Source organism: Streptomyces xylophagus (assembly GCF_000716435.1).
GTDB classification, from domain to species: Bacteria; Actinomycetota; Actinomycetes; order Streptomycetales; family Streptomycetaceae; genus Streptomyces; species Streptomyces xylophagus.
The window spans coordinates 58,112-80,890 of sequence record NZ_JNWO01000032.1 but is presented as its reverse complement, the minus strand read 5'-3'; the positions used below and the strand labels follow the sequence as shown (position 1 = coordinate 80,890).

Below are 22,779 nucleotides of genomic sequence, written 5' to 3'. Positions count from 1 at the left end.
CAGGAAAGGGTTACTTGCCGTAGGCGAGCATCAACTTCTCCTTCGTGTCGTCATTGCCGTTCAGCCGGGTCGACGAGATGTAGAAGCGCCCGTCGACGTAGTCGATGTCCCGCGAGTAGAAGCTCGACTCGATCTGCGCGGTGGCCGCCGGCATCTGCAGCAGCTTCGTCGTCGTACGGGAAGAGCCGGTCGTCGGGACGGACACGATCTGGCCGCCCGCGTCGTAGGAGGCCTCGACGTAGGCGAGGAGCTTGCCGCCCTCGGCCCTGATCGGCACCATCGACTCGTCCGCGGGGGACTTGACGCGCCACTTCTCCTTGCCGGTGGCGAGGCTGATCGCCACGATCTGGTTGGCGCCGGTCGTCGCCTGGGTCGGCAGGTACAGGGTGTTCGCGTCGACCGCGACGCCCTGGCAGCCCTGGAGGTCCCGGTCGAGGATCGTCAGACCGCACGAGGGCGCGAAGGCGGCCTTGGAATCGACCTGCGACTGCACCGAACCGTCGCTCTTCAGCGTCGAGATGTTCCAGTGCTTGTTGTCCGCGTCGGTCATGTAGAGGACGACCGGGTCCACGGAGTAGGTACGGGCGACCGTCCAGCCCTTGGGGATCGACTTGGTCCACTCGGCCTTGCCGGTCGCCGGGTCCAGCTCCTGCACCTCGTCGTGCTCGGTCGAGGTGCCCGCCCCGCAGGACGCGACCGAGATCAGCTTGGCGCCGCCCGCGAACGAGCCCGGGAAGCAGGCCGCGCCGTACTTCTTCTTCTCGTAGAGCTGCTTGCCGGTGTCGAGGTCGTAGGCCACCCCCGACTCCGAGCGGCCCACCATCAGCGTCCTGCCGGTGATGGAGAGCCCGATGCTGATCGCGCTGTCGAACAGGGCGCCGTCCGCGACCGTCCCTGCCCAGCCCTTCGCCCCGGTGCTCAGGTCGATCTGCTGGAGGTGGTTGCACTTGGCGTTGTCGCTGACACCGCTCTCGTACGCGACGACGATCTTGTCGTCGGCCGACTTCTGCGGGGTGACCGCACAGATCTTCTGGGGGAAGGTGATCGTGGGCCAAGTCGGGTTGCCGTTGCCCACGTTGTAGGCGACGAGTTCCTTGTACGCGGCCTTCACCGCCGTCTTGCCGGTGATCCACATGCCGGGGGCGTCGGCGCCGGAACCGGGCGCGTCCGGCGCCTCCTTGTACCAGAGCACCTTCGCCTCGCCGGACTTGCGGCCCGCGTTGAGGTCCTCGGGGTCCTTGCCGCCGTCGCCGCTGCCGTCACCGGGGTTGGCGGGGTCGTCGGCGGTGTTGGTGCCGGAGGGCTTGGGGCTGTCGCTCTGCTCCGCCACCGGCTTCTTGTCGCCGCCGCCGCTCGTGACCGCCCACACCGTGCCACCCACGACGAGCAGTCCGGCCACGGCGGCCGCGATCAGCAGCGCGGGCTTCCCCTTGAAGGGGCCGCGGCCGGAGGGCGGCGGGGGCGGACTGAACTGCGGCTGGGGCGGCGGGTACCCGTAGCCGCCGTAGGGGGGCTGCTGACCGTAAGGTCCCGGCTGCTGCGGCTGACCGTAAGGACCGGGCTGCTGCGGATAGCCGTAGGGGCCCGGTTGTTGCTGCTGCGGGTAGCCGTAGCCGGGCGTCGGCGGAACGGGAGCGCCGAAGCCGCCCGACGGTGGCTGTGGCGGTTGGTTCGGCGGCGCTCCGTAACCGCCGGACGGCGGCTGGTCGGGCGGCTGAGTCATCAGCGGCTCCCCCTCGTTCACTGATTTTTAGCCACGCCTCGGGGTTCGCGAAGGATCCGGAGGCGCGTTCAAGCAGGTCTCAGACGGCTCTTTCTATCACTGAGCTGTCCATGAAGAACGGGCCGGTTCACCCCTGTTCCCAAGGGAGGACCGGCCCGTGATGACCCCGTTATGCGCCTTCACGCACCCTTCACGCGTCCTCGGCGAGTTCCAGCCACCGCATCTCCAGCTCGTCCCGCTCGCCGCCCAAGTCCCGCAGCTGCGCGTCCAGTTCGGCCACTTTCGCGAAGTCGGTGGCGTTGTCGGCGATCTGGGCGTGCAGCTTGGCCTCCTTCTCGGAGACCTTGTCCAACTGCCGCTCGATCTTCTGGAGTTCCTTCTTCGCGGCCCGCTGGTCGGCGGCGCTCACGGCGGGCGCGGCCTTCTCCACGACGGGGACGGCGGCTGCGGCCACTTCCTCCATACGGTGGCGCCGCTCCAGGTACTCGTCGATACCGCGCGGCAGCATCCGCAGCGTCGCGTCGCCGAGGAGGGCGTACACCTTGTCGGTGGTGCGCTCGACGAAGAACCGGTCGTGGGAGATCACGATCATCGACCCCGGCCAGCCGTCGAGGACGTCCTCCAGCTGGGTCAGGGTCTCGATGTCGAGGTCGTTCGTGGGCTCGTCGAGGAAGAGGACGTTCGGCTCGTCCATGAGGAGACGGAGGAGCTGGAGCCTGCGCCGCTCACCGCCGGACAGGTCGCCGACCGGCGTCCACTGCTTCTCCTTGTTGAAGCCGAACGTCTCGCACAGCTGCCCGGCGGTCATCTCGCGCCCCTTGCCGAGGTCGACGCGCTCGCGCACCTGCTGCACGGCCTCCAACACCCGCAGCGTGGGCTTGAGTTCGGCCACCTCCTGGGAGAGGTAGGCGAGCTTGACCGTCTTCCCTACGACGACCTTGCCGGCCGCGGGCTGGGTGTCGCCGTCACTGCGGGCGGCGTCGGCGAGGGCCCGCAGCAGGGAGGTTTTCCCCGCGCCGTTCACGCCCACCAGGCCGATGCGGTCGCCGGGGCCGAGGTGCCAAGTGATGTGCTTCAGAAGGACTTTGGGCCCGGCCTGGACGGTCACGTCCTCCAGGTCGAAGACGGTCCGGCCCAGGCGCGAGGAGGCGAACTTCATCAGCTCGCTGGTGTCGCGCGGCGGCGGCACGTCCGCGATCAGTTCGTTGGCGGCCTCGACGCGGAAGCGCGGCTTCGACGTACGGGCGGGGGCGCCCCGGCGCAGCCAGGCCAGCTCCTTGCGGACCAGGTTCTGCCGCTTGGTCTCCTCGGTGGCGGCGATGCGCTCGCGCTCGGCGCGGGCGAAGACGTAGTCGGTGTAGCCGCCCTCGTACTCGTAGACGTCGCCCTTCTGCACGTCCCACATCTGGGTGCAGACCTGGTCCAGGAACCACCGGTCGTGCGTCACGCAGACGAGCGCGGAACGGCGCTCGCGCAGATGCTGGGCGAGCCAGGCGATGCCCTCGACGTCGAGGTGGTTCGTCGGCTCGTCGAGGACGACCAGGTCCTGGTCCTCGATGAGCAGCTTGGCGAGCGCGATACGGCGGCGCTCGCCGCCGGAGAGCGGGCCGATGACGGTGTCGAGTCCCTGCGGGAAGCCCGGCATGTCGAGCCCGCCGAAGAGTCCCGTCAGTACGTCGCGGATCTTGGCGTTGCCCGCCCACTCGTGGTCTTCCATGTCCCGGATGACCTCGTGGCGGACGGTCGCCTCGGGGTCCAGGGAGTCGTGCTGGGTGAGGACGCCGAGGCGGAGTCCTCCGGAGTGGGTGACGCGGCCGGTGTCGGACTCCTCCAGCTTGGCGAGCATCCGGATCAGGGTGGTCTTGCCGTCTCCGTTGCGGCCCACGACCCCGATCCGGTCCCCTTCGGAGACACCGAGCGAGACGCCGTCGAGCAGGGCACGGGTGCCGTACACCTTGCTGACGTTCTCGACATTGACCAGGTTGACGGCCATTTCTCTCCTGACAGGGGGGACGGTCAGCCTCCCAGGGTAGGCGGTGCGGTGTCCTTGCCGCGAAGCGCCGTCTTTTGGCTGCGGCTCCGTCGTGGCTGGTCGCGCAGTTCCCCGCGCCCCTGAAAGCATCGCGTCCCCCCGTTGCCAGGTCAGCGCGTTGCTGCAGCCGTCCTGACCTCTCCAAGGAGGTCGTACATCGTCTGGCCCGGGCAGTCCGTCTGGAGCCAGTCCCTGTGGCCGCTCACCGTCTCGTTGTCCTTCTTTACGCCGTTCACCGGGTTGGTGTAGGTGATCTTGGCCTGGGGGTCCAAGCCCTTGAAGCGGGCTATGACCTTGATGAGGCGGATCAACGACGCCTTTGCCGCGTCTGTCGGAGGCTGGGCTACGAGGGTGCCGATGAGGGCGATGCCGAGGTTGCCGGAGTTGAAGCCGGCCGTGTGGAAGGCGGTGACGAGGTTGCCGGTCTTGTCGAAGGCCGGGATCGGGTCGTCGCCGGAGTAGCGGCCCTCGTAGACGACGCCCGCCTCGTCGATCAGGAAGTGGTAGCCGATGTCGCCCCAGTCGAGGGTGACCGCGTGGTACTCGTAGATGCCGCGGACGGTCGCGGCCGGGTCCGGGTCGGCGTTCGGGGTGTCCGTGTGGTGGACGGTGATCGACTGCAGCGGGTAGTACTTCTCGGGTGAGTTGACCTGCCCGTCCTTGTACCGCTTCGACTCGTCGGCGCCCCAGGCCGGGCGCGAGAGGTAGCGGACGCCGCGGACGCGGGTCGCCTCGGTCGGCACGTGGAAGGTGCGGTCGGGGCCGCGGGTGCAGTCGATGGCGACCGTGTGTACGTCGGTCGCGCCTGCCGGTGCCTTCACCTCGTAGCTGGTGGCCTCGTCGGCGGCGACCAGGGCCGTACCGCCGCCGTCGATCGTCGCGCAGCCGGTGCCGGTCTGCTGCCAGGCGCCGTCCGCGAGGCGGATGCCGGCGCCGTCCTGGTCGCCGGTCCAGCGCAGGCCGACGTAGGACGCGGCGAAGGTCGTGGTGGCCGGGGCGGTGCCGGTGGCGGTCGCGGTGCGGGTGGCCGGGAAGGTCTCCGGCTTGGTGCCCGACGGGGTCGCGTCAGGGGTGGAGTCGGAGGTGGAGTCGGTGGCCGCGAACACCACCGGGGTCAGGGCGGCTCCGGCGGCGACGGCTCCGGCGGTCCCTATCGCGCCGCGACGCGAGAGGGACCGCCTTCTGCGGTGGGACGGGGTGGGGGTGGACGGTGTGGGGGTGTCGGACACGGAACTGACCCTTCCAGCAGTGCACTTGAAGTATCAAACGAACCTATCCGTCCCATCCGTCCCACCTGTACTGCGATTGCGGTACATCTGTGTGGAGATGGTGCGAAGAGTGCCTCGGCTTCAGGCTCCCGCCCCGCGCAGCCTCTGCCGCGGGACCAGGGCCGACGCCGGCGCCAATCCCCGCCCGCCGGCGGCCTGTTGCTGGTCCCCCACCGGCATGTCGTCGCGCATCAGGCCCTCGGGGATGAGCACAGCTGCCGTGACCCCGCCGCTCTGCGAGTGCCGTATCTCCACGCGCAGGCCCTGCCGTTCGCGCAGCCGGTTGACCACGAAGAGGCCGATCTGCTTGGCGTCGAGGAGGTCGACCTTCTCGGACTGGATCTTGCGGTTGGCGTCGGCGATCGCGTCCTCGTTCATGCCGAAGCCGCTGTCCTCGATCTCGATGAGGACGCCCTCCCGCATCCGGGCCGCGCGCAGCTGCACTTGGGTGCTGGGCGGTGAGAACGCCGTCGCGTTCTCGACGAGTTCGGCGAGCAGATGGATCACGTCGGCGACGGAACCACCCGTCAGCGACACCTTCGGTACGGCCCAGATCTGCACCCGGGTCGAGTTCTCGATCTCGGCGACGGCCGCGCGCAGGATGTCGGACAGGGGGATCGGGTCACGCCAGCCGCGGCCGGGTGCGATGCCGGAGAGGATCAGCAGGCTCTCGGAGTGGCGGCGCATGCGGGTGGCCAAGTAGTCGACGCGGTACAGCTCGTGGAGTTCGGCCGGGTCGCGCTGTCTGCGCACCATCGCGTCGAGCAGGTCGAGTTGGCGGTGGAGGAGGACCTGGCTGCGGCGGGCGAGGCTGACGTAGACGCCGGAGATGCCGCTGAGGAGTTCGGCGCGTTCCGAGGCGGCCTTGAGGGCGGCGCGCTGGACGGCGGTCAACGCGGTGCCGACCTGGGCGAGTTCGTCTCCGGCGAGGCGGCGCATGGGGGCTTCGGCGTCGATGTCGACGCCCTGGCCGGCGTGCAGCCTGCGCATGGCCCGCGGGAGGCTGCGGCCGGCCACTTCGAGGGCGGAGTTGCGCAGATCGAGGAGTTCGACGATGAGGCCGCGGCCGACGAGCACGGAGACGAGCAGCGACAGCAGCACGCCGACCAGGCCGAGCACGACGGCGATCCCGGACGCGCCGAGCGTGTCCCAGCCGAACGGGTCGGCGGCGGCCGTGGCTCCCGTACCGGCCATGGTCTCCGCCGCGTCGAGGCCGGTGAGGACTCCGCTCGCGGTGGTGTCCCAGCCGCGCAGGAAGCTCGCGGACGCGGCGGAGGTGCCGGGGCCCGCGCTGCGGACGCGGTTCTCGACCGCCTGGAGTTGGGTGTACTGGTTGCCGGCGAGGAGTGTGCGGTATGCCGTCCGGTGCTCGGGCTTGAGGTCGGCGACCGCGGGGGCGAGCAGTTCGCGCTGGGTGGCGACGGCGCCGACGAACAGCGCGTACTGCTCCTTCGTCAGCTTGCCCCCGGTGCGGGCGGCGCCGAGCAGTGCCTGTTCCTGGGCGAGTGCCTCGCGGGCCCGGGACAGTTCGAGCACCACGCGGGCGTCGGAGGCGTCGGCGGCGGTCCTGTCGTCGGTGAGCGCACCGGTGACGGAGAAACCGTGCTCGACGGTCGCCGAGTAACTGCCGTACACGGTCGTCGACTTGGCGCCCTTCGCAGTGGCGGCCGCGCGCAGCGCCGCCAGGCCGTCGGCGTCGGACTCAAGCTTGTCGATACGGCCCGGCAGCGTGGAGTCGATCAGCGCCGCGTCCGAGCTGGAGTCGTTGACGCCGTCACGCAGGGCGGCGGCGGCCTTGTCGGTGACCGCGGTGGCCGCCTTGAAGGCGGCCGGGGCGTCCGCGTAGCGCAGAGCGGCGGTCCGCTCGCCCTGTACCGCCGTCACGAACTCGGCGACAGGGGTGAGGAGTTCGGAGTTGACGTCCTTGGCGGTCTCGGTGTCGGCGATGCTCGACGCGGTCGTCACCGCGGCGAAGCCCCAGAGGGCCATCAGGGACACGATGGGCAGCATCAGCAGGGCGACGATCTTCGCGCGGACCGATCTGGGGCGCAGTCGGGCCGGCGCGCGCAGGACACGCATGAGGGACCTCGTTCAGGGAAGTGCGGGGGGGCGTACGGCGCGTTCGATATACCGATCGGCGGTCGGCACCGGCACCGGCACCCCGGAGAGGTGGGGGCCGTTGCTGTAAGGGCAGTTGAAGTCAGGGCAGCCCAAGTCGGGTCAGACCGTGGCGAGTTCGACCTCGCGCAGCAACTCCGCGGCGATGGCGGACTCGTGGCGTTTGCCAGTCGGGGAGAGGGCGACGTAGGCGGAGGCGAGGAAGAGGAAGGAGCCGAGCACGACGGCGAGCGGGAAGATGAACTCCGTCGCGGTGGCGCCGGAGAGGGTCGCGCTGCTGGGGGCGAGGGTGACGCTCACGGCGTACATGCCGGTGTAGTGCATGGTGCTGACCGCGAGTCCCATGACGAGGGCGGCGAGCGTGGCGAGGATCGGGCCGCGCACGATGAGGGTGAGGGTGAGCGCGGCGGTCGCGGCGACGACGGCGATCGCGACGGAGGCGATGACCAGCCGGGGGTCGTAGTCGATCTCGCCGTGCAGGTCGAGCGCGGCCATGCCGGTGTAGTGCATGGCGGCGACGCCGAGGCCGGTGCCGATGCCGCCGAAGGCGACCGAGGTGACGCGGGAGCGGCCGTAGCCGGCGGTGAAGACGCCGGCGGCGACCACACCGATGGACATCAGCAGGCTGAGGACGGTGAGCGGGACGTCGTAGCGGATGGGGGTGCCTTCGACGCTGAAGCCGAGCATGGCCACGAAGTGCATGGTCCAGATGCCGGAGCCGATGGCGACGGAGGCGAGGGTCAGCCAGTTCCGTTTGGAGGCGCCGTCCGCCTCAAGTGCCCTTACGGTGCAGCGCAGTCCGAGCGCGGCGCCGACGCAGGCCATCGCGTAGGACAGGACCGGGGTGACCCAGCCCGCGCTGAAATGGTCCATGTGGCCCATGGGGAGGTTCCTCTCGGGCGTGGCGCGGCGAGACCGCGCGCGCAGGGAGTACCGCCGGTAACAAGGACCGGAGGTTGGCTGATCATGCCAGCCGTTTCCATGGGACAGAGGGCGCGAAAGGGACCCTGAGGTCGATTGGTGAACAATAAATCAATGTGGTTTGGATAACACCGAACACACGCATTTTTGCAGGTCAGGCGGGTGTTCCGTGGACCTCGTGTGAAGGTCGGTCGATCACGGTCGCTCCCGCCGCCGGACCCGCCGCCGTACGTACCGTCCGGCAGGTCCCGGAGGCCGCCAGCGCCTGTGCCACCTTCGCCGCCGACTCGGGGTCGCGGACGAGGAACGCCGTCGTCGGGCCCGAGCCGGAGACGAGCGCGGCGAGGGCGCCCGCGGTGCGGCCCGCGGCGAGGGTGTCGGCGAGTTCCGGGAAGAGCGAAAGGGCCGCCGGCTGAAGGTCGTTGGAGACGGCGGCGGCCAGCGCGTCCGGGTCGCCCTTCGCGAGCGCGTCGAGGAGCGGCTGCGAGGCGACCGGTTCGGGGATGTCGACCCCTTCCGCCAAGCGGTCGAACTCCCGGAAGACCGCCGGGGTCGACAGCCCGCGGTCGGCCATCGCGAACACCCAGTGGAAGGTGCCGCCGGTCTCCAGTGCGGTGAGCTTCTCGCCGCGCCCGACGCCCAACGCCGCCCCGCCCACCAGGCTGAACGGCACGTCACTGCCCAACTCCGCGCAGATGTCCAGCAGTTCGGCCCGCGACGCACCCGTACCCCACAGCGCGTCGCACGCAACCAGCGCGCCCGCGCCGTCCGCACTGCCGCCCGCCATGCCGCCCGCGACGGGGATGTCCTTGGCGATGTGGATGTGCACGGCGTCGCTACGGCCGTACCGCGCGGCGAGCGCCTCGGCCGCCCGCGCCGCCAAGTTCGTCCGGTCCAGCGGGACTTGGGCCGCGTCCGGGCCCGCGCAGGTGACGCGCAGTTCGTCGGCCGGGGTCACGGTGACCTCGTCGTACAGGCCGACCGCGAGGAAGACGTTGGCCAGGTCATGGAAACCGTCGGGGCGCGCGGCGCCGACCGCGAGCTGGACGTTGACCTTGGCGGGGACGCGGACGGTCACGCTCACTTACCGGGCTCCTTGCTGCGCTGGGGGTTGTGGGCGTGGGGGTTGTCGGCGTGGGCGTCGCTCGGGGTCTCCGCCGGGCCGCTCGCGCGCAGGGCGTCGCCGGCCCCGATGCCACTCGCGTTCTCCGCCGCGCCGGCCTCGCGTTCGGTATCCGCGTGTGTGGTGACCTCGGTTCCGGTCGGCTTGTTCTCGGCGATGCGGGCGAACTCCTCGACTGTCAGGGACTCGCCGCGCGCCTGCGGCGATACCCCGGCCGCGACGATGGCGACCTCGGCCGCCGCTGCCGATCCAGCCCAGCCCGCGAGCGCCGCCCGCAGGGTTTTGCGGCGCTGCGCGAAGGCCGCGTCGACCACGGCGAAGACCTCGCGCCGGGTGGCCGTGGTCTTCGGCGGCTCGGGCCTGCGGGTGAGCGCCACGAGGCCGCTGTCCACGTTCGGTGCGGGCCAGAAGACGGTGCGGCCGATGGAGCCGGCCCGCTTGACCTCGGCGTACCAGTTCGCCTTCACGGACGGGACGCCGTACACCTTCGAACCGGGCGGCGCGGCCAGCCTGTCGGCGACCTCCGCCTGGACCATCACCAACGTGCGCTCGATGGTCGGGAAGTGCTCCAGCATGTGGAGAAGGACCGGTACGGCCACGTTGTAGGGGAGGTTGGCCACCAGCGCGGTCGGGGGCGGGCCCGGCAGCTCCGTCACCTGCATCGCGTCCGAGTGCACCAGCGCGAAACGCTCGGCCCGCTCGGGCATGCGGGCGGTCACTGTCGCCGGGAGTGCGCTTGCGAGGGTGTCGTCGATCTCCACGGCGGTGACCCGGTCGGCTACTTCGAGCAGCGCGAGGGTGAGTGAGCCGAGGCCGGGGCCTACCTCCACGACCACGTCGTCGGGGCGGACGTCTGCGGTGCGGACGATACGGCGGACCGTGTTCGCGTCGATCACGAAGTTCTGGCCGCGCTGTTTTGTGGGGCGTACGCCCAGGGCTGCGGCCAGTTCGCGGATGTCGGCGGGGCCTAGGAGGGCGTCGGGGTTGCTGCTCACGTCATCTAGGTTACGGGCCGTTCTTCGTCTGCCGGTCCGCTGTGGCTGGTCGCGCAGTTCCCCGCGCCCCTTTGGGGGGCAAGCCCCCCAACCCCCCCCATCTCAGCCGTGCAGCCTCGTCCCGCAGTGTGGCCATGGGCTCGAACCCCGTCTTACGTACAGCCTCTTCGCGCGGAAGGTCTGCTCCTCCGCGCTCGCGTCCTGCGGACGTCCGCTTCCCCCCAGGCTGTGCCACGTGTGGGTGTCGAACTGGTAGAGGCCGCCGTACGTGCCGGAGGGGTCGACCGCGCCGGGGCGGCCGCCGGACTCGCAGGTCGCGAGGCCGTGCCAGTTGAGTTGGTCGGCGCCCTGTACCGAGGTGGGCATGGGTTTGGTGCCGACCTTCACCAGCTGGGCGCGGGGTTCCCGGACCAGTTCGTCGTCGACGCGGCGCGGCTTCTCCTTGACGCCGTTGACCGTGCGGAGGGCGTAGGTGACCCGGCGCAGGCCCGGTTGTCCGGCCCGTTCGATCACCTCCGTGCCCTTGAAGAGGGTGGGGTCGTCGGTGCGCTCGACCTTGAAGGGGATCGACTCCTCGCGGACCTCGCGCGTCCCCGTCACCCGCAGGACCGTGATCGTCTGGCCGTCGCGCGGGAAGCTGTCGGGCGGGACCGAGGTGGTGTCCTCGCCGTGCAGACCGATGCCGGCCTCCTCGACCGCCTCGCCGACCGTCGCCGCGTTGGTGCGGATCGTACGGGCGCGGCCGTCGGCCATGATCGTGACGGTGCGTTCGGTGCGCACGTCGAGGGCGAGTCCGGCGCGGCCGATGGGCTGGGAGCGGGAGGTGGAGAGGTATGCGCCCTCCGCGCGGACCCCGAGTTGTTCGAGCGCCCCGTCGACCGTGCGCGCCGTCGTCCACACCTCGCGCCGCTGCCCGTCGATCGTGAGCCGCACGGGACGGCCGTAGCGCACCGCGACCTCGTCGCCGCTGGCGAGCGGCGCGTCGCGGCCGGGTGCCACCACGTCGTGCGCGCCGACGTCCACGCCCTGCTGGGCGAGGAGTTCGGTGACGTCGTCGGCGAAGGTGTGCAGGGTGCGCGGCTTGCCGTCGACGTTCAGCTCGATCGCCTTGTCCTTGGCGACGAACGCGGTGGTGCCGCCCGCGAGGAACGCGACGACCAGCGCCTGCGGTACCAGCCGGCGCATCGTGGAGGCCGTCGAGCCCGTGCGCTCGGCTCTTCGTCTGCGCTCCGCACGCCCCGGCACCTCGGTCGCCGCCTGCCGCGGGAACACCGGTTCGTGCACCTCGTAGGCGGGCCGGTACGTGTCCTCGTACACCTCGGTGGGCCCGTCGGTGTACACATCGGCGCGCACACCGCGGTCGTACGTCTCATAGGTCTCGTAGTTGCTCACGCCGACACGCTCCAGAAGGCCAGAAGGGTCCGGATCGGGCCAACAGAACCTAGCGGAGCGACCGTCACTCTCCAAAGCGACGCGGCTACTCAGGGTTGTGTTCGAAAGGGGTGCCGGGCATCGGCGGAGCCTCAGTAGCCGAAGGCGCGCGCCGTGTTCGCCGCCAGGGCCGTCGCCAGCGCGTCCTCGTCGAGGTCCCGGACGGCCGCCATGGCGCGCACCGTGATCGGAACGAGATAGGGCGCGTTGGGCCGTCCGCGGTACGGGGCCGGGGTCAGGAAGGGGGCGTCGGTCTCGACGAGGACCAGTTCGAGGGGGGCCACCGCGAGCGCGTCCCGCAGGTTCTGGGCGTTCTTGAAGGTGACGGTGCCGGCGAAGGACATGAAGTACCCGGCGCGGGCGCAGAGTTCGGCCATCTCGGCGTCGCCGGAGTAGCAGTGGAAGACGGTCCGCTCGGGGGCGCCCTCCTCCTTGAGGACGCGCAGGACGTCGGCGTGGGCGTCGCGGTCGTGGATGACCAGGGCCTTGCCGTGCCGCTTGGCGATCTCGATGTGCGCGCGGAAGGAGAGTTCCTGTGCGGCCTTGCCCTCGGGGCCGGTGCGGAAGTAGTCGAGGCCGGTCTCGCCGACGCCCTTGACCTGCGGCAGCCCGGCGAGGCGGTCGATCTCGGTGAGGGCCTCGTCCAGGGCCGTGTCGCCACCCGCCACCCGCTCGCCCTGCCGGGACCAGCCGTCGGGGTCGCCGTGGACTATGCGCGGGGCTTCGTTCGGGTGCAGGGCGACCGTCGCGTGGACGGCCTCGTACCGGGCGGCCGTCTCGGCGGCCCAGCGGGAGCCCTTCAGGTCGCAGCCGACCTGGACGAGTGTCGTCACGCCGACCGACGCGGCCTTGGCGAGAGCCTCGTCCACCGTGCCGGACTGCATGTCGAGGTGGGTGTGGGAGTCGGCGACGGCCACCCGGAGGGGTTCCGGGAGCGGCGGTGCAGCGTTCTTCTCGCTGCCGCTGGAGGAAGGCATGCCCCGATCCTACGAAAGGGGCATGCCCGCCCGGTCGTGGGAGCCGGTCAGCTCGCCCTGCGGTGGAACGGGTGCAGGAGATCGGACAGGTGCCAGTGGTGGTCCTTGTGCTCCGGCAGCGGGGTCACGGCGGCGTCGCCGTCCGTGCCGTCCGCCGCGGCCGTAGCCGCATCCGCTGCTGCTGCCGCCGCCCGGGGCCGCGGTGCCTGGTACTGCCGCTGCGCGGCCTCCCGTACCGACGACACCTGGCCCGCGCGCATGATGCGTACGACATGCCCGTCGCAGTTGAGGCAGGCGGGGCGGCTCAGCGGCGACGGCACGACCTGGCCCTCCGCCACGTACATCACGAACTGGTGGCCGTCGGTGTCGACGTGGTGCTCTATCTCGTACGCCTGCTCCCAGCCGTGCCCGCACCGCATGCAGGCGAAGGAGTACGACTCGTTGACCACGGCCGTGGCAGCGCCACGGAGACCGGTCTGCCCTGCGATCTCACTCATGCCAGCTCCTGCTTGCTTTCCGCTGGACCAGGTCCTGTCGTCACATTCCCGTCGTCCGCCCGAAGGGCGGGCCCGGCGGCGTCAGGTGCGTGCTCTCGGCGTGCCGGGCCCGGACCCGCGTACTGGACGTACTCGGGTCCGGGCCCGGTGCGGCGAGAGTGCGTGCATGGCGTCTCCGGGCAGACGGGAATGTGACGACAGGGCCTAGGCGCCCCCGGCGAGGGGATTCCCCCCGGAATCCCGTTGGAGGCGAGGGACGGGTGCGTCCCTCACTCAAGTGGACGCCTCGGGCAGGGCGAACGCATCAGACCTGTCGACTGTTGGAGGCGATTTGGACTTTCCTTGTCGAATCGCCCCGCCAAGGCGGTCCGGCCTTTGCATTTGCTGACCGTGCTTTGCCCCGTCATGGGGCGCGCGCTCATAGGAACAGCGCCCCGCTCAGAGGAACCTTTCCCGCAGGTCAGACGGGTTTTTGCGCACTCTTCGCCGCGACCACGGCATCGAACACCTCTCGCTTGGGAACGCCTGCCTCGACGGCCACGGCGGCGATCGCTTCCTTTCGCCGCTCCCCCGCCTCCTCGCGCACCCGCACCCGCCGTACCAGCTCGTCCGCGCCGAGTTCCTCGGCCTTCTCGGGGGCGCCCTCGACGACGACGGTGATCTCCCCTCGCACACCCTCCGCCGCCCACGCGGCCAGCTCGCCGACCGGGCCGCGCTTGATCTCCTCGTACGTCTTGGTCAGCTCGCGGCAGACGGCGGCCCGCCGCTCGGCGCCGAACACCTCGGCCATCGCGGCGAGGGTGTCGTCGAGCCGGTGCGGTGCCTCGAAGTACACGAGGGTCCGCCGCTCGCCGGCGACCTCCCGCAGCCGCGACAACCGCTCGCCGGCCTTCCGCGGCAGGAACCCCTCGAAGCAGAACCGGTCCACCGGCAGCCCCGACAGCGCGAGCGCGGTGAGCACGGCGGACGGCCCCGGCACCGCGGTCACCTTGATGTCCTTCTCCACGGCGGCGGCGACCAGCCGGTACCCCGGGTCGGACACCGACGGCATCCCCGCGTCGGTCACCAGGAGCACGCGCGCTCCACCCACCAACGCCTCGACCAACTCCGGCGTCCGCGCGGCCTCGTTGCCCTCGAAGTACGACACGACCCGCCCCTTGGGCTGCACCCCGAGCGCCTGCGTCAGCCGCCTCAGCCGCCGGGTGTCCTCGGCGGCGACGACATCGGCGCCGGTCAGCTCCTCGGCGAGCCTGGGCGGCGCGTCCTGAACATCGCCGATGGGGGTGCCCGCCAGTACAAGGGTTCCAGTCACTCCCCCATCCTCGCAGGGCCCGACATCTGTGGACGCATCCGGACCGAGACCACCCATGCACGGGACTCACACAGCGCTGTTCCCTACGATGGCGCGGTGACCAGTACCGCGTCCTCCACGGACACCCGGCAAGGGCAGGCCCCGCACGAGCAGCGGCCGTCGTGGCAGCAGCGGCTGCGCCGATTCGGCTATGCGGCGGGGCCCAGAAGCGACGTACGGGACCGGCTGGTGCCGCCGTACGCGGAGCCCAGCCCCCGGCTGTGGGCGGCGCTCGGCTTCTCGCCGACGCTGATCGACCGCATCACCCGCTGGTCGGGCTGGGGCGGCCCGCTGCTGGTCACGCTCATGGCGGGCGTGATGCGCTTCTACCACCTGGGCAGCCCGAAGGCGGTGATATTCGACGAGACGTACTACGCGAAGGACGCGTGGGCGCTGGTCCACCGCGGCTTCGAGGTCAACTGGGACAAGAACGCCAACGACCTCATCCTCCAGCACAACGGCCACATCGCCATCCCGTCGGACGCGGCCTACGTCGTGCACCCGCCGGTCGGCAAGTACGTCATCGGCATCGGCGAGCTGATCTTCGGCTTCAACCCGTTCGGCTGGCGCTTCATGACGGCGCTGCTCGGCACGCTCGCGATCCTGATGCTGTGCCGCATCGGCCGCCGCCTGTTCCGCTCCACGTTCCTCGGCTGCGTCGCGGGCGTCCTGATGTCGCTCGACGGCCTGGCCTTCGTGATGGCCCGCACCTCCCTGCTCGACGGCGTGCTGATGTTCTTCGTGGTGGCCGCCTTCGGCTGCCTGCTACTGGACAGGGACAGGGCCCGGGCAAAACTCGCGGCGGCACTACCGGTCGACGCGGACGGCCGGGTCCGCCCGGACGCGCACATCGCCAACACACTCTTCCTCGGCCTGCGCCCCTGGCGCTGGGCGGCCGGCCTGATGCTCGGCCTCGCGATCGGCACCAAGTGGAACGGCCTCTACGTCACGGCCTGCTTCATCCTGCTGACCCTGTTCTGGGACGTCGGCACACGCAAGGTCGCGGGCGCGAGCAGGCCGTACGTGGCCGCCCTGCGCTACGACTCCTTCCTCGTCACGTTCACCATGTGCACCATCCCCGTCGTCGTCTACCTGACCTCCTGGATCGGCTGGATCCTCTCGCCCGCCAACGGCACCGGCGGCTACTTCCGCAACTGGGCGGCGACCGACGGCAAGGGCGGCTTCTGGAGCCACTTCATGCCGGACTGGGCGCGCAGCCTGTGGCACTACGAGCACGAGGTCTACGAGTTCAACATCGGCCTGCACTCCCCGCACACGTACATGTCCAACCCCTGGAGCTGGCTGGTCGACGGCCGCCCGGTCTCGTACTTCTACGAGTCCCCGTCCCCCGGCGCGGACGGCTGCCCGGCGAGCGCCGGCGAGAAGTGCGCCCGCGAGGTCCTCGCCATCGGCACCCCGATGCTGTGGTGGGCCGCCTGCTTCGCGCTCCTGTACGTCCTGTGGCGCTGGGCGTTCCGCCGCGACTGGCGCGCGGGCGCGATCGCCTGCGGCGTCGCGGCCGGCTACCTCCCCTGGTTCATGTACCAGGACCGCACGATCTTCTTCTTCTACTCCATCGTCTTCCTCCCGTTCCTCTGCCTCGCGGTCGCCATGCTGATCGGCGCGGTCATCGGCCCACCGGGCTCCAACGACACCCGCCGGGTCGTGGGGGCGGTGGGGGCGGGCGTACTGGTCCTGCTGATCACGTGGAACTTCATCTACTTCTGGCCGCTGTACACGGGGACGGCGATTCCGATCGACCAGTGGCGGTCGCGGATGTGGTTGGACACGTGGGTCTAGGCGGGGCGGAACGGAACCCGACGGGAACGACATGGACGATCACCTCGACGCCGCCGTCAGAGCGCTGTCCTGGAACCCGTCGACACCGGCCGGCGTGCTGCTGCGACTGCTCAAACTCGACCACCGGGACGTGCGGTGGACCATCACCCAGCGCGCCGACCTGCCACTGGAGGTCGTCGACGCGATCCTGGCGGACCCCGAGACGAAACTCCGGCAGGAGTTCGCCTTCAGTGCCGCCGCCGACCCCGCCCAGCGCGCCCGGCTCATCGACGATCCGCACCTGAAGGTCCATCTCGCCCTCGCCATCGGTCCGACGCCGTACCGGGGCCGGGTGGAGCCGCTGCCCGACTGGGCGTACGAGCGGCTGCTGAAGCACCCGGACGAGCGCATCCGCCACGAGACCGTCGTGTCGTACCTCGTCCCCGCCCGCGTCCTGGCCGGCCTGGCGGACCATCCTGACAGCGCCCTTCGTGCGGCGTCCTGCCGTGCGTGGGAGGAACTGCCGGACACCACACGCGAGTTGCTGCTCCGGGACGACGACCTGAAGGTGCGCCAGGCCGCCGCGATGCAGGTCTGCCGCGAGGACGCGGACCGGACGGAGTGGCTGGTCGAAAGCCTCGGCCGCTCCCACCTGGTGGGCCAGGTACTGCGGACCGGGCGACTTAGCCGCGAGTTCGCCGAGCACAGGGTGGCCCAGCCACGCCCGGTCTCGGTGGCCGCGAACCCCTCCCTCCCGCCGGATCTCGTACAACGGCTGGCCGTCGACCCGGACCCGCACATCCGGCTCGTCGTCTCCGCCCGGCCGGAGTTGACGGAGGCTGAACGCGCGGCCATCGACTACACCGTGGAGCCCGAGGCCCGCCTGGACACGCTGGACTGGGTGTGGGACGCCCGCGAGGACGTCGACCTCCTTCGCCGGTGCGCCACGTCCGCACACAGTTGGCTGCGCCGCAGCGCCGCGGTGTGCCCGGCCCTGCCACCGGACATGGTCGAACTCCTCGCCCAGGACGAGGACTTCGCCGTACGGCTGCTGCTGTGCGAGTTTCATCCCGAGCCGCCGCCGGAGCTGCTGCTCGACCTGTATCTGCACGGCAGTCACCGGGCCGTGGAGATGCTGACCAGCAAGCCCGGGTTCCCGTCGGCGGGGTTGGCGGCCCGTTTCCTGGACTCCCCGGATCCGCGTCGCCGCGGCCTGGCGCTGCGTGATCCCGCGCTGACCCCGGACGACCTGGACCGGCTCAGCCGTGAAGGACTGCGCGGGTCGGCCGCCCGAGACCCGCGACTGCCCCTGGCGCGGATCCGTGAACTGCTCGCCGACCCCGACATGCTCGGCACGGTCGCCGGCAATCCCGCTCTCCCCGCCGAGGACATGCACCGGCTCCTCGACGCCGCGGGGGTGCCCGCCTGATCGGCCATTCACCGGTCTCCGTTAGGACAACAAAAGGCAACACCCCTCACAGCTTTCCCCCACGCCCCATACAGTCAAGGAACTGATAACGGGGAGGGGACTGCGCCATGCGCAAGGGGGTAAAGGCCACCGTCATAGGCAGCGTGTTCGCCGTGATGGTGTCGGGGGCGGGATACGGGGCGTACAACATCGTCTCGGCGCTGGGCGGGAGTTCAGGAGTCGGCGGGTCAAGTGGGCCCGCGCCGGTGAAGACCGGGCCGCCGAGCGCGTCCGAGGTCAGGGCGACGACGGCGAAGTTCTTCGCGGCCTGGGAGAAGGGGGACTCGGTGACCGCCGCGTCGTACACGAACAACGACGGCGCCGCCGACCCCGTGCTGGAGTCCTACAGCGGGGCCGGCCACATCACGAAGGTGACGATCACGCCCGGTACCGCGACCGGGGCCACTGTGCCGTTCACGGTGAAGGCAACGGTGTCGTACAAGGGAATCGCCAAGCCGTTGGCGTACAAGAGCCAACTGACCGTCGTGCGCGGCAAGACCACCGGGCGGGCCCTCGTCGACTGGCAACCGTCCGTCATCCACCCGGAGTTGAAGACCGGCGACACCTTCGTCACCGGGGAGTCCGCGAGCCCGGCGATCGAGGCCGTGGACCGGAACGGGACCGTGCTGACGAAGGAGAAGTATCCGTCGCTGGGGCCGATCCTGGACGAGTTGCGCTCCAAGTACGGTGACCAGGCGGGCGGTTCGCCCGGTATCGAGCTGGCGATCAAGCACGACGTCGCGGACTCGGCCGACACCACGCTGGTGACCCTGGAGAAGGGCAAGGCCGGCAAGGTGCGCACGACGCTCAGCGCCACCGCGCAGGCCGCCGCCGAGAAGGCCGTGACGAAGTACTCGGAGTCGTCGGTCGTGGCACTGCAGCCGAGCACCGGGCAGCTGCTGGCGATCGCCAACCACCGCGACGACGGCTTCAACGCCGCGTTCCTGGGGAAGTTGGCGCCCGGCTCGACCATGAAGATCATCAGCGCCGCCACGCTCATCGACAACGGCATCACGACGATGAACGGCCCGGCGCCCTGCACGCCCGACGCGGTCTGGCAGAGCCAGACCTTCCACAACCTGACCGGCCTGAAGCCGGACGAGGGCGCGACACTCGCCGACAGCTTCGCCCGCTCCTGCAACACCGCGTTCGTGAAGTTCGCCGACTCGGTCAAGGTCGACTCCCTGACCAAGGAGGCCCAGGACCGCTTCGGGCTCGGCCGGGACAACTGGAAGACCGGCATCCCGTCCTTCGACGGCTCGGTCCCCGCGTCCGGCGGCCCGGACACCGCGGCCAACCTGATCGGCCAGGGCCAGGTGCAGATGAGCCCGCTCAACATGGCGTCGGTGACGGCGACCGCGAAGACGGGCACGTTCCGCCAGCCGGTGCTCGTCGCACAGAGCCTCGACGACCGCCAACTGGCCACCGCACAGGGCCTGTCGGCGAGTACGTCGGCGCAGCTGCGCGCGATGATGAACCGCACCGCGACCAGCGGCACCGCGGCCGGCATCATGGCCGGGCTCGGCGGCAACATCGGCGCGAAGACGGGCTCCGCCGAGGTGGACGGGCAGGCCAAGTCCAACAGCTGGTTCACCGGATACCGCAACGACGTAGCGGCGGCGGCCATGACCCAGGACGGCGGCCACGGCATCGACGCCGCGGGCCCGATCGTCCGCGCCGTCCTGGCGGCAAGTGGCTGAACTCACCCCCGTGAGACGGGAACTCACCCGCACAGGACGGGACTCTAAGGTGTGCCCCGTCGTTGGGGCGTGTGAGGGCAGGACAGGGCCAAGTGACGACGGGGGCCCAAAGGGATTCGCGGAGGATCGGGAACTGTGGGCACGAGGGGCAAGAAGAAGGTCGCCGCCGAGCGGCGCAAGGCGAGACCCGCCGTGATCGGCGGAGTGATCGCCGTGACCGTCGTCGGCGCGGGCGTCGGCGCCTACGCGCTGTACGACGGCGGGGCGTCCGCCGAGGCGCGCACGTCGACCACCGCCGACCACAAGGCCATCAAGACGGGCCCGTTGTCGGCGACGGAGGTGCAGACGACCGCGAAGCGGTTCCTGGCCGACTGGCAGCAGGGCAAGGTCGCCCAGGCCGCCGCCACGACCGACAAGTCGACGGCGGCCGCCGCGCTGCTCACCGGCTACACGAAGAACGCCCACATGACGGGCATCACCGTCACCGAGGGCGTCCGCGCGGGCACCAAGGTCCCCTTCTCCGTGAAGTGCACGGTGTCGTACAAGGGCATCAACAAGCCCATGACATACGCCAGTTCACTGAGCGTGGTGCGCAGCACCAAGGACGGCAAGCCGTACGTCCAGTGGCACGCCTCCGTCGTCCACCCGGACCTCGCGGACGGCGACACCCTGGTCACCGGCGAGTCCGGCACCCCGCCGATCAAGGCCTACGACCGTGACGGCGGCGAGCTGACGACGGCCAAGTACCCGTCGCTGGGCCCGGTGTTGGACGGGCTGCGGGAGAAGTTCGGCAAGAAGGCCGGCGGCAAGGCGGGCATCGAGCTGCGGGTGGTCCGGGGCAAGAAGTCCAAGGAGTCCGACAAGACGCTCGTCGAGCTGAGCAAGGGCACGCCGGGCAAGGTGAAGACGACGCTCAGCCCGACCCTCCAGGCGGCGGCCGAGCAGCAGGTCGACAAGCAGAAGAACTCCTCGGTCGTGATGATGCGCCCGTCGACCGGCGAGATCCTGGCCGTGGCGAACGCCTCGCACGGCTTCAACGTGGCCTTCCAGGGCTCCCTCGCCCCCGGTTCCACGATGAAGATCGTGACGTCGACGATGCTCTTCGAGAAGAACCTGATCACCCCGGACGCGTCCCACCCCTGCCCCAAGACGTACAAGCTGGCGGGCTGGACCTTCCACAACGACGACGACTCGGAGATCAAGAAGGGCACGTTCAAGCTGGCCTTCGGGGCCTCCTGCAACAACGCCTTCATCAACTTCGCGCCCAAGCTGTCGAACAGCGACCTGACGACGGAGGCCCAGCAGGTCTACGGCCTCGGCATGAACAACTGGGCCATCGGCGTCCCCACCTTCGACGGCTCGATCCCGGTGCAGAGCGGCGCGCAGATGGGCGCCTCGCTGATCGGCCAGGGCGGCGTCCGCATGAACCCGCTGAACATGGCGTCGGTCGCCTCCACGGTCGACACGGGCACCTTCCACCAGCCGTACCTGGTCTCCCCGACGGTCGACAACCGCACGATCGCGAAGGCCTCCCGCACGATGTCCTCGACGACGCAGTCGGAGCTGAAGGAGGTCATGAAGTACACGGCGGACTACGGCACGGCGGCGAAGGCGATGGCCGGGCTCGGCTCCGACTACGGCGCGAAGACCGGCTCGGCGGAGGTCGACGGCCAGAAGAAGCCCAACGGCTGGTTCACCGCGTACAAGGGCGACCTGGCCGCCGCGGGTGTCGTCCAGGCGGGCGGACACGGCGGCGACACGGCGGGCCCGATCGTGGCGGCACTGCTCAAGCTGGGCAGCAGCCTCGGCGGCTGAACCACCACCTGAGCTTCTGATCCTCTGTGGAGCTCAGCTCGCGATCGGCGCGGTGGCCATATAGGTCCGCCGCAGGAAGCGCATGATCGTCTTCGTCTCGAACTGGACGACGGAGACGCCCTGTTCGGAGTGGAACTCGACCACGGCCTGCACCCGCCCGCACGGCCACACCCGCACCTCGCCGCTGCCGGCCGGGGCGCGCAGCCCCTCTTCCAGCAGCTCCCGGTCGAAGGTCCATTCATGGGGTCCGGGCAGATCGATACGGACGGCTCGCGGATCGGAGTCGGGGTCGTACCGCAGGACGACGGGGACCGCGTCACGGTCCAGCCGGTCCACGTCCTCGTCGGTGACGATATGGGCTCGCGCGTACTGTTCGACTACGGACATCGGGCGGCCCCTTACGCTGAGTGACCTGTGTGAAAGCTATGCATCCGCTTCCACTACCCCAATGTCGCATATTTTCTCGGGAGCGCCCTCCGGGGCGACAGATCTCACATGTCGGCGCGAGACTGTCTAGCTCTTGCAAAGGACTCGCAACAACCATCTAAAATCATCGCGTGCATGTGCCTGACGGATTCATCGACGCCCCCATATCCGCCGCGACCGCCGTGGTCGCGGCCGGCGCCATCGCCGTGAGCCTGCGGGGTGCGCGCCGCGAGCTCGACGAGCGGACGGCGCCGCTGGCGGGCCTGGTCGCCGCGTTCATCTTCGCCGTGCAGATGCTCAACTTCCCGGTCGCGGCCGGCACCAGCGGCCACCTGCTGGGCGGTGCGCTGGCCGCGATCCTGGTCGGCCCCTACACGGGCGTGCTCTGCGTCTCCGTCGTGCTGCTCATGCAGGGCATCCTCTTCGCGGACGGCGGGCTGACCGCGCTCGGCGTGAACATCACCGACATGGCGATCACGACGACGGTCGTGGCCTACGCCGTCTTCCGCGGCCTGGTGAAGGTGTTGCCCCGCACCCGCCGCTCGGTCACCGCCGCGTCCTTCACCGCGGCCCTGCTCTCCGTCCCCGCCGCCGCCCTCGTCTTCACGCTCCTCTACTCACTCGGCGGCACCACCGACGTCTCCCTCAGCAAGGTCGCCACCGCGATGATCGGCGTGCACGTCCTCATCGGCATCGGCGAGGCCGCGATCACCGCGCTGACGGTCGGCGCCGTGATCGCCGTACGCCCGGATCTCGTGTACGGCGCGCGCGGCCTGGAGCAGCGGCTGAAGCTGCGCGTGAACGGCGAACTCGTGGACGCGGCTCCCCAGTTGGCCCCCGTGCACACCTCTCACCGCAAGGTGTGGCTCACCGGCCTCGCCGCCTCCCTCCTCCTCGCCGGTTTCGTGAGCTTCTACGCCTCCTCGAACCCCGACGGCCTGGAGAAGGTCGCCGCCGACCACGGCATCGACCGCAAGGCGAAGGAGCACGCCTCGGCCGACTCCCCCCTTGCGGACTACGGCGTGCGCGATGTCGAGGACACCCGGCTCTCCGGCGGCCTCGCGGGCGTGATCGGCGTGGGCGTGACGGTCGTCGCGGGCACCGGCGTCTTCTGGGCGGTCCGCAAGCGCCGTAACACCTCGCAGGTGGCCTGAC

17 protein-coding genes are annotated in these 22,779 nt (G+C 70.4%); 5 read left to right on the top strand and 12 right to left on the bottom strand.

Going from position 1 to position 22,779, the window contains the following annotated elements; genetic code table 11:
* Nucleotides 1-10: 10 nt before the first annotated feature.
* From OO70_RS43610 to rsmI, 11 genes are all read right to left on the bottom strand, one after another.
* Nucleotides 11-1,723 (bottom strand): outer membrane protein assembly factor BamB family protein, encoded by a 1,713-nt coding sequence (locus OO70_RS43610; protein WP_043684857.1) that lies wholly within the window; start codon nucleotides 1,721-1,723, stop codon nucleotides 11-13.
* Nucleotides 1,724-1,913: 190 nt separating this feature from the next.
* Nucleotides 1,914-3,716 (bottom strand): ABC-F family ATP-binding cassette domain-containing protein, encoded by a 1,803-nt coding sequence (locus tag OO70_RS43605; RefSeq protein ID WP_043684854.1) that lies wholly within the window; start codon nucleotides 3,714-3,716, stop codon nucleotides 1,914-1,916.
* A gap of 149 nt (nucleotides 3,717-3,865) precedes the next feature.
* Nucleotides 3,866-4,864 (bottom strand): peptidoglycan recognition protein family protein, encoded by a 999-nt coding sequence (locus OO70_RS43600; RefSeq protein ID WP_043684851.1) that lies wholly within the window; start codon nucleotides 4,862-4,864, stop codon nucleotides 3,866-3,868.
* A gap of 240 nt (nucleotides 4,865-5,104) precedes the next feature.
* Nucleotides 5,105-7,102, bottom strand: coding sequence for a sensor histidine kinase (locus tag OO70_RS43595; RefSeq protein ID WP_043684848.1), 1,998 nt, complete (start codon nucleotides 7,100-7,102; stop codon nucleotides 5,105-5,107).
* A gap of 141 nt (nucleotides 7,103-7,243) precedes the next feature.
* Nucleotides 7,244-8,023: an MHYT domain-containing protein gene (locus OO70_RS43590; protein WP_043684847.1), complete on the bottom strand. Its 780-nt coding sequence runs from the start codon at nucleotides 8,021-8,023 to the stop codon at nucleotides 7,244-7,246.
* Between the two features lie 193 nt (nucleotides 8,024-8,216).
* On the bottom strand, nucleotides 8,217-9,146 hold the full coding sequence (locus OO70_RS43585) for a 4-(cytidine 5'-diphospho)-2-C-methyl-D-erythritol kinase (protein WP_043684844.1): 930 nt from the start codon (nucleotides 9,144-9,146) through the stop codon (nucleotides 8,217-8,219).
* Nucleotides 9,143-10,180 carry a 16S rRNA (adenine(1518)-N(6)/adenine(1519)-N(6))-dimethyltransferase RsmA gene (gene rsmA / locus OO70_RS43580; protein WP_078651791.1) on the bottom strand — a complete coding sequence of 346 codons (1,038 nt, stop codon included), beginning with the start codon at nucleotides 10,178-10,180 and terminating at the stop codon, nucleotides 9,143-9,145. The genes OO70_RS43585 and rsmA overlap by 4 nt, the downstream gene beginning before the upstream one ends.
* A gap of 102 nt (nucleotides 10,181-10,282) precedes the next feature.
* Nucleotides 10,283-11,572 carry a resuscitation-promoting factor gene (locus tag OO70_RS43575; protein WP_043684842.1) on the bottom strand — a complete coding sequence of 430 codons (1,290 nt, stop codon included), beginning with the start codon at nucleotides 11,570-11,572 and terminating at the stop codon, nucleotides 10,283-10,285.
* 131 nt (nucleotides 11,573-11,703) lie between these two features.
* Complete coding sequence (locus tag OO70_RS43570) at nucleotides 11,704-12,588, bottom strand: TatD family hydrolase (protein ID WP_043684839.1); 885 nt, start codon at nucleotides 12,586-12,588, stop codon at nucleotides 11,704-11,706.
* A 47-nt stretch (nucleotides 12,589-12,635) separates the two neighbouring features.
* Nucleotides 12,636-13,085, bottom strand: coding sequence for a hypothetical protein (locus tag OO70_RS43565; RefSeq protein ID WP_043684836.1), 450 nt, complete (start codon nucleotides 13,083-13,085; stop codon nucleotides 12,636-12,638).
* 460 nt (nucleotides 13,086-13,545) lie between these two features.
* On the bottom strand, nucleotides 13,546-14,397 hold the full coding sequence (gene rsmI, locus OO70_RS43560; RefSeq protein ID WP_043684834.1) for a 16S rRNA (cytidine(1402)-2'-O)-methyltransferase: 852 nt from the start codon (nucleotides 14,395-14,397) through the stop codon (nucleotides 13,546-13,548).
* 96 nt (nucleotides 14,398-14,493) lie between these two features.
* On the opposite strand from rsmI, the gene OO70_RS43555 reads away from it, so the two are divergent.
* The 4 genes from OO70_RS43555 (at nucleotide 14,494) to OO70_RS43540 (ending at nucleotide 21,198) form a co-directional block, all read left to right on the top strand.
* A complete protein-coding gene (locus tag OO70_RS43555; protein ID WP_043684831.1) occupies nucleotides 14,494-16,236 on the top strand; it encodes a dolichyl-phosphate-mannose--protein mannosyltransferase in 1,743 nt (580 codons plus the stop codon).
* Nucleotides 16,237-16,267: 31 nt separating this feature from the next.
* On the top strand, nucleotides 16,268-17,644 hold the full coding sequence (locus OO70_RS43550; RefSeq protein ID WP_043684828.1) for a hypothetical protein: 1,377 nt from the start codon (nucleotides 16,268-16,270) through the stop codon (nucleotides 17,642-17,644).
* 107 nt (nucleotides 17,645-17,751) lie between these two features.
* Nucleotides 17,752-19,383: a penicillin-binding transpeptidase domain-containing protein gene (locus tag OO70_RS43545; RefSeq protein ID WP_043684825.1), complete on the top strand. Its 1,632-nt coding sequence runs from the start codon at nucleotides 17,752-17,754 to the stop codon at nucleotides 19,381-19,383.
* A 135-nt stretch (nucleotides 19,384-19,518) separates the two neighbouring features.
* A complete protein-coding gene (locus OO70_RS43540; RefSeq protein ID WP_043684821.1) occupies nucleotides 19,519-21,198 on the top strand; it encodes a penicillin-binding transpeptidase domain-containing protein in 1,680 nt (559 codons plus the stop codon).
* 33 nt (nucleotides 21,199-21,231) lie between these two features.
* Here OO70_RS43540 and OO70_RS43535 read toward each other — a convergent pair whose 3' ends face one another.
* Nucleotides 21,232-21,585 carry an SsgA family sporulation/cell division regulator gene (locus OO70_RS43535; protein WP_043684818.1) on the bottom strand — a complete coding sequence of 118 codons (354 nt, stop codon included), beginning with the start codon at nucleotides 21,583-21,585 and terminating at the stop codon, nucleotides 21,232-21,234.
* Nucleotides 21,586-21,755: 170 nt separating this feature from the next.
* Here OO70_RS43535 and OO70_RS43530 point away from each other — a divergent pair, with 170 nt between their 5' ends.
* Nucleotides 21,756-22,778: an energy-coupling factor ABC transporter permease gene (locus OO70_RS43530; protein ID WP_106971877.1), complete on the top strand. Its 1,023-nt coding sequence runs from the start codon at nucleotides 21,756-21,758 to the stop codon at nucleotides 22,776-22,778.
* The last annotated feature ends 1 nt before the right edge of the window (nucleotide 22,779 follow it).

Bases quoted from the DNA above. Each gene is read 5' to 3' on its own strand.
- OO70_RS43610 (WP_043684857.1), bottom strand. From the start codon at position 1,723: ATGACTCAGCCGCCCGACCAGCCGCCGTCCGGCGGTTACGGAGCGCCG.
- OO70_RS43605 (WP_043684854.1), bottom strand. From the start codon at position 3,716: ATGGCCGTCAACCTGGTCAATGTCGAGAACGTCAGCAAGGTGTACGGC.
- OO70_RS43595 (WP_043684848.1), bottom strand. From the start codon at position 7,102: ATGCGTGTCCTGCGCGCGCCGGCCCGACTGCGCCCCAGATCGGTCCGC.
- OO70_RS43590 (WP_043684847.1), bottom strand. From the start codon at position 8,023: ATGGGCCACATGGACCATTTCAGCGCGGGCTGGGTCACCCCGGTCCTG.
- OO70_RS43570 (WP_043684839.1), bottom strand. From the start codon at position 12,588: ATGCCTTCCTCCAGCGGCAGCGAGAAGAACGCTGCACCGCCGCTCCCG.
- OO70_RS43565 (WP_043684836.1), bottom strand. From the start codon at position 13,085: ATGAGTGAGATCGCAGGGCAGACCGGTCTCCGTGGCGCTGCCACGGCC.
- OO70_RS43550 (WP_043684828.1), top strand. From the start codon at position 16,268: ATGGACGATCACCTCGACGCCGCCGTCAGAGCGCTGTCCTGGAACCCG.
- OO70_RS43545 (WP_043684825.1), top strand. From the start codon at position 17,752: ATGCGCAAGGGGGTAAAGGCCACCGTCATAGGCAGCGTGTTCGCCGTG.
- OO70_RS43535 (WP_043684818.1), bottom strand. From the start codon at position 21,585: ATGTCCGTAGTCGAACAGTACGCGCGAGCCCATATCGTCACCGACGAG.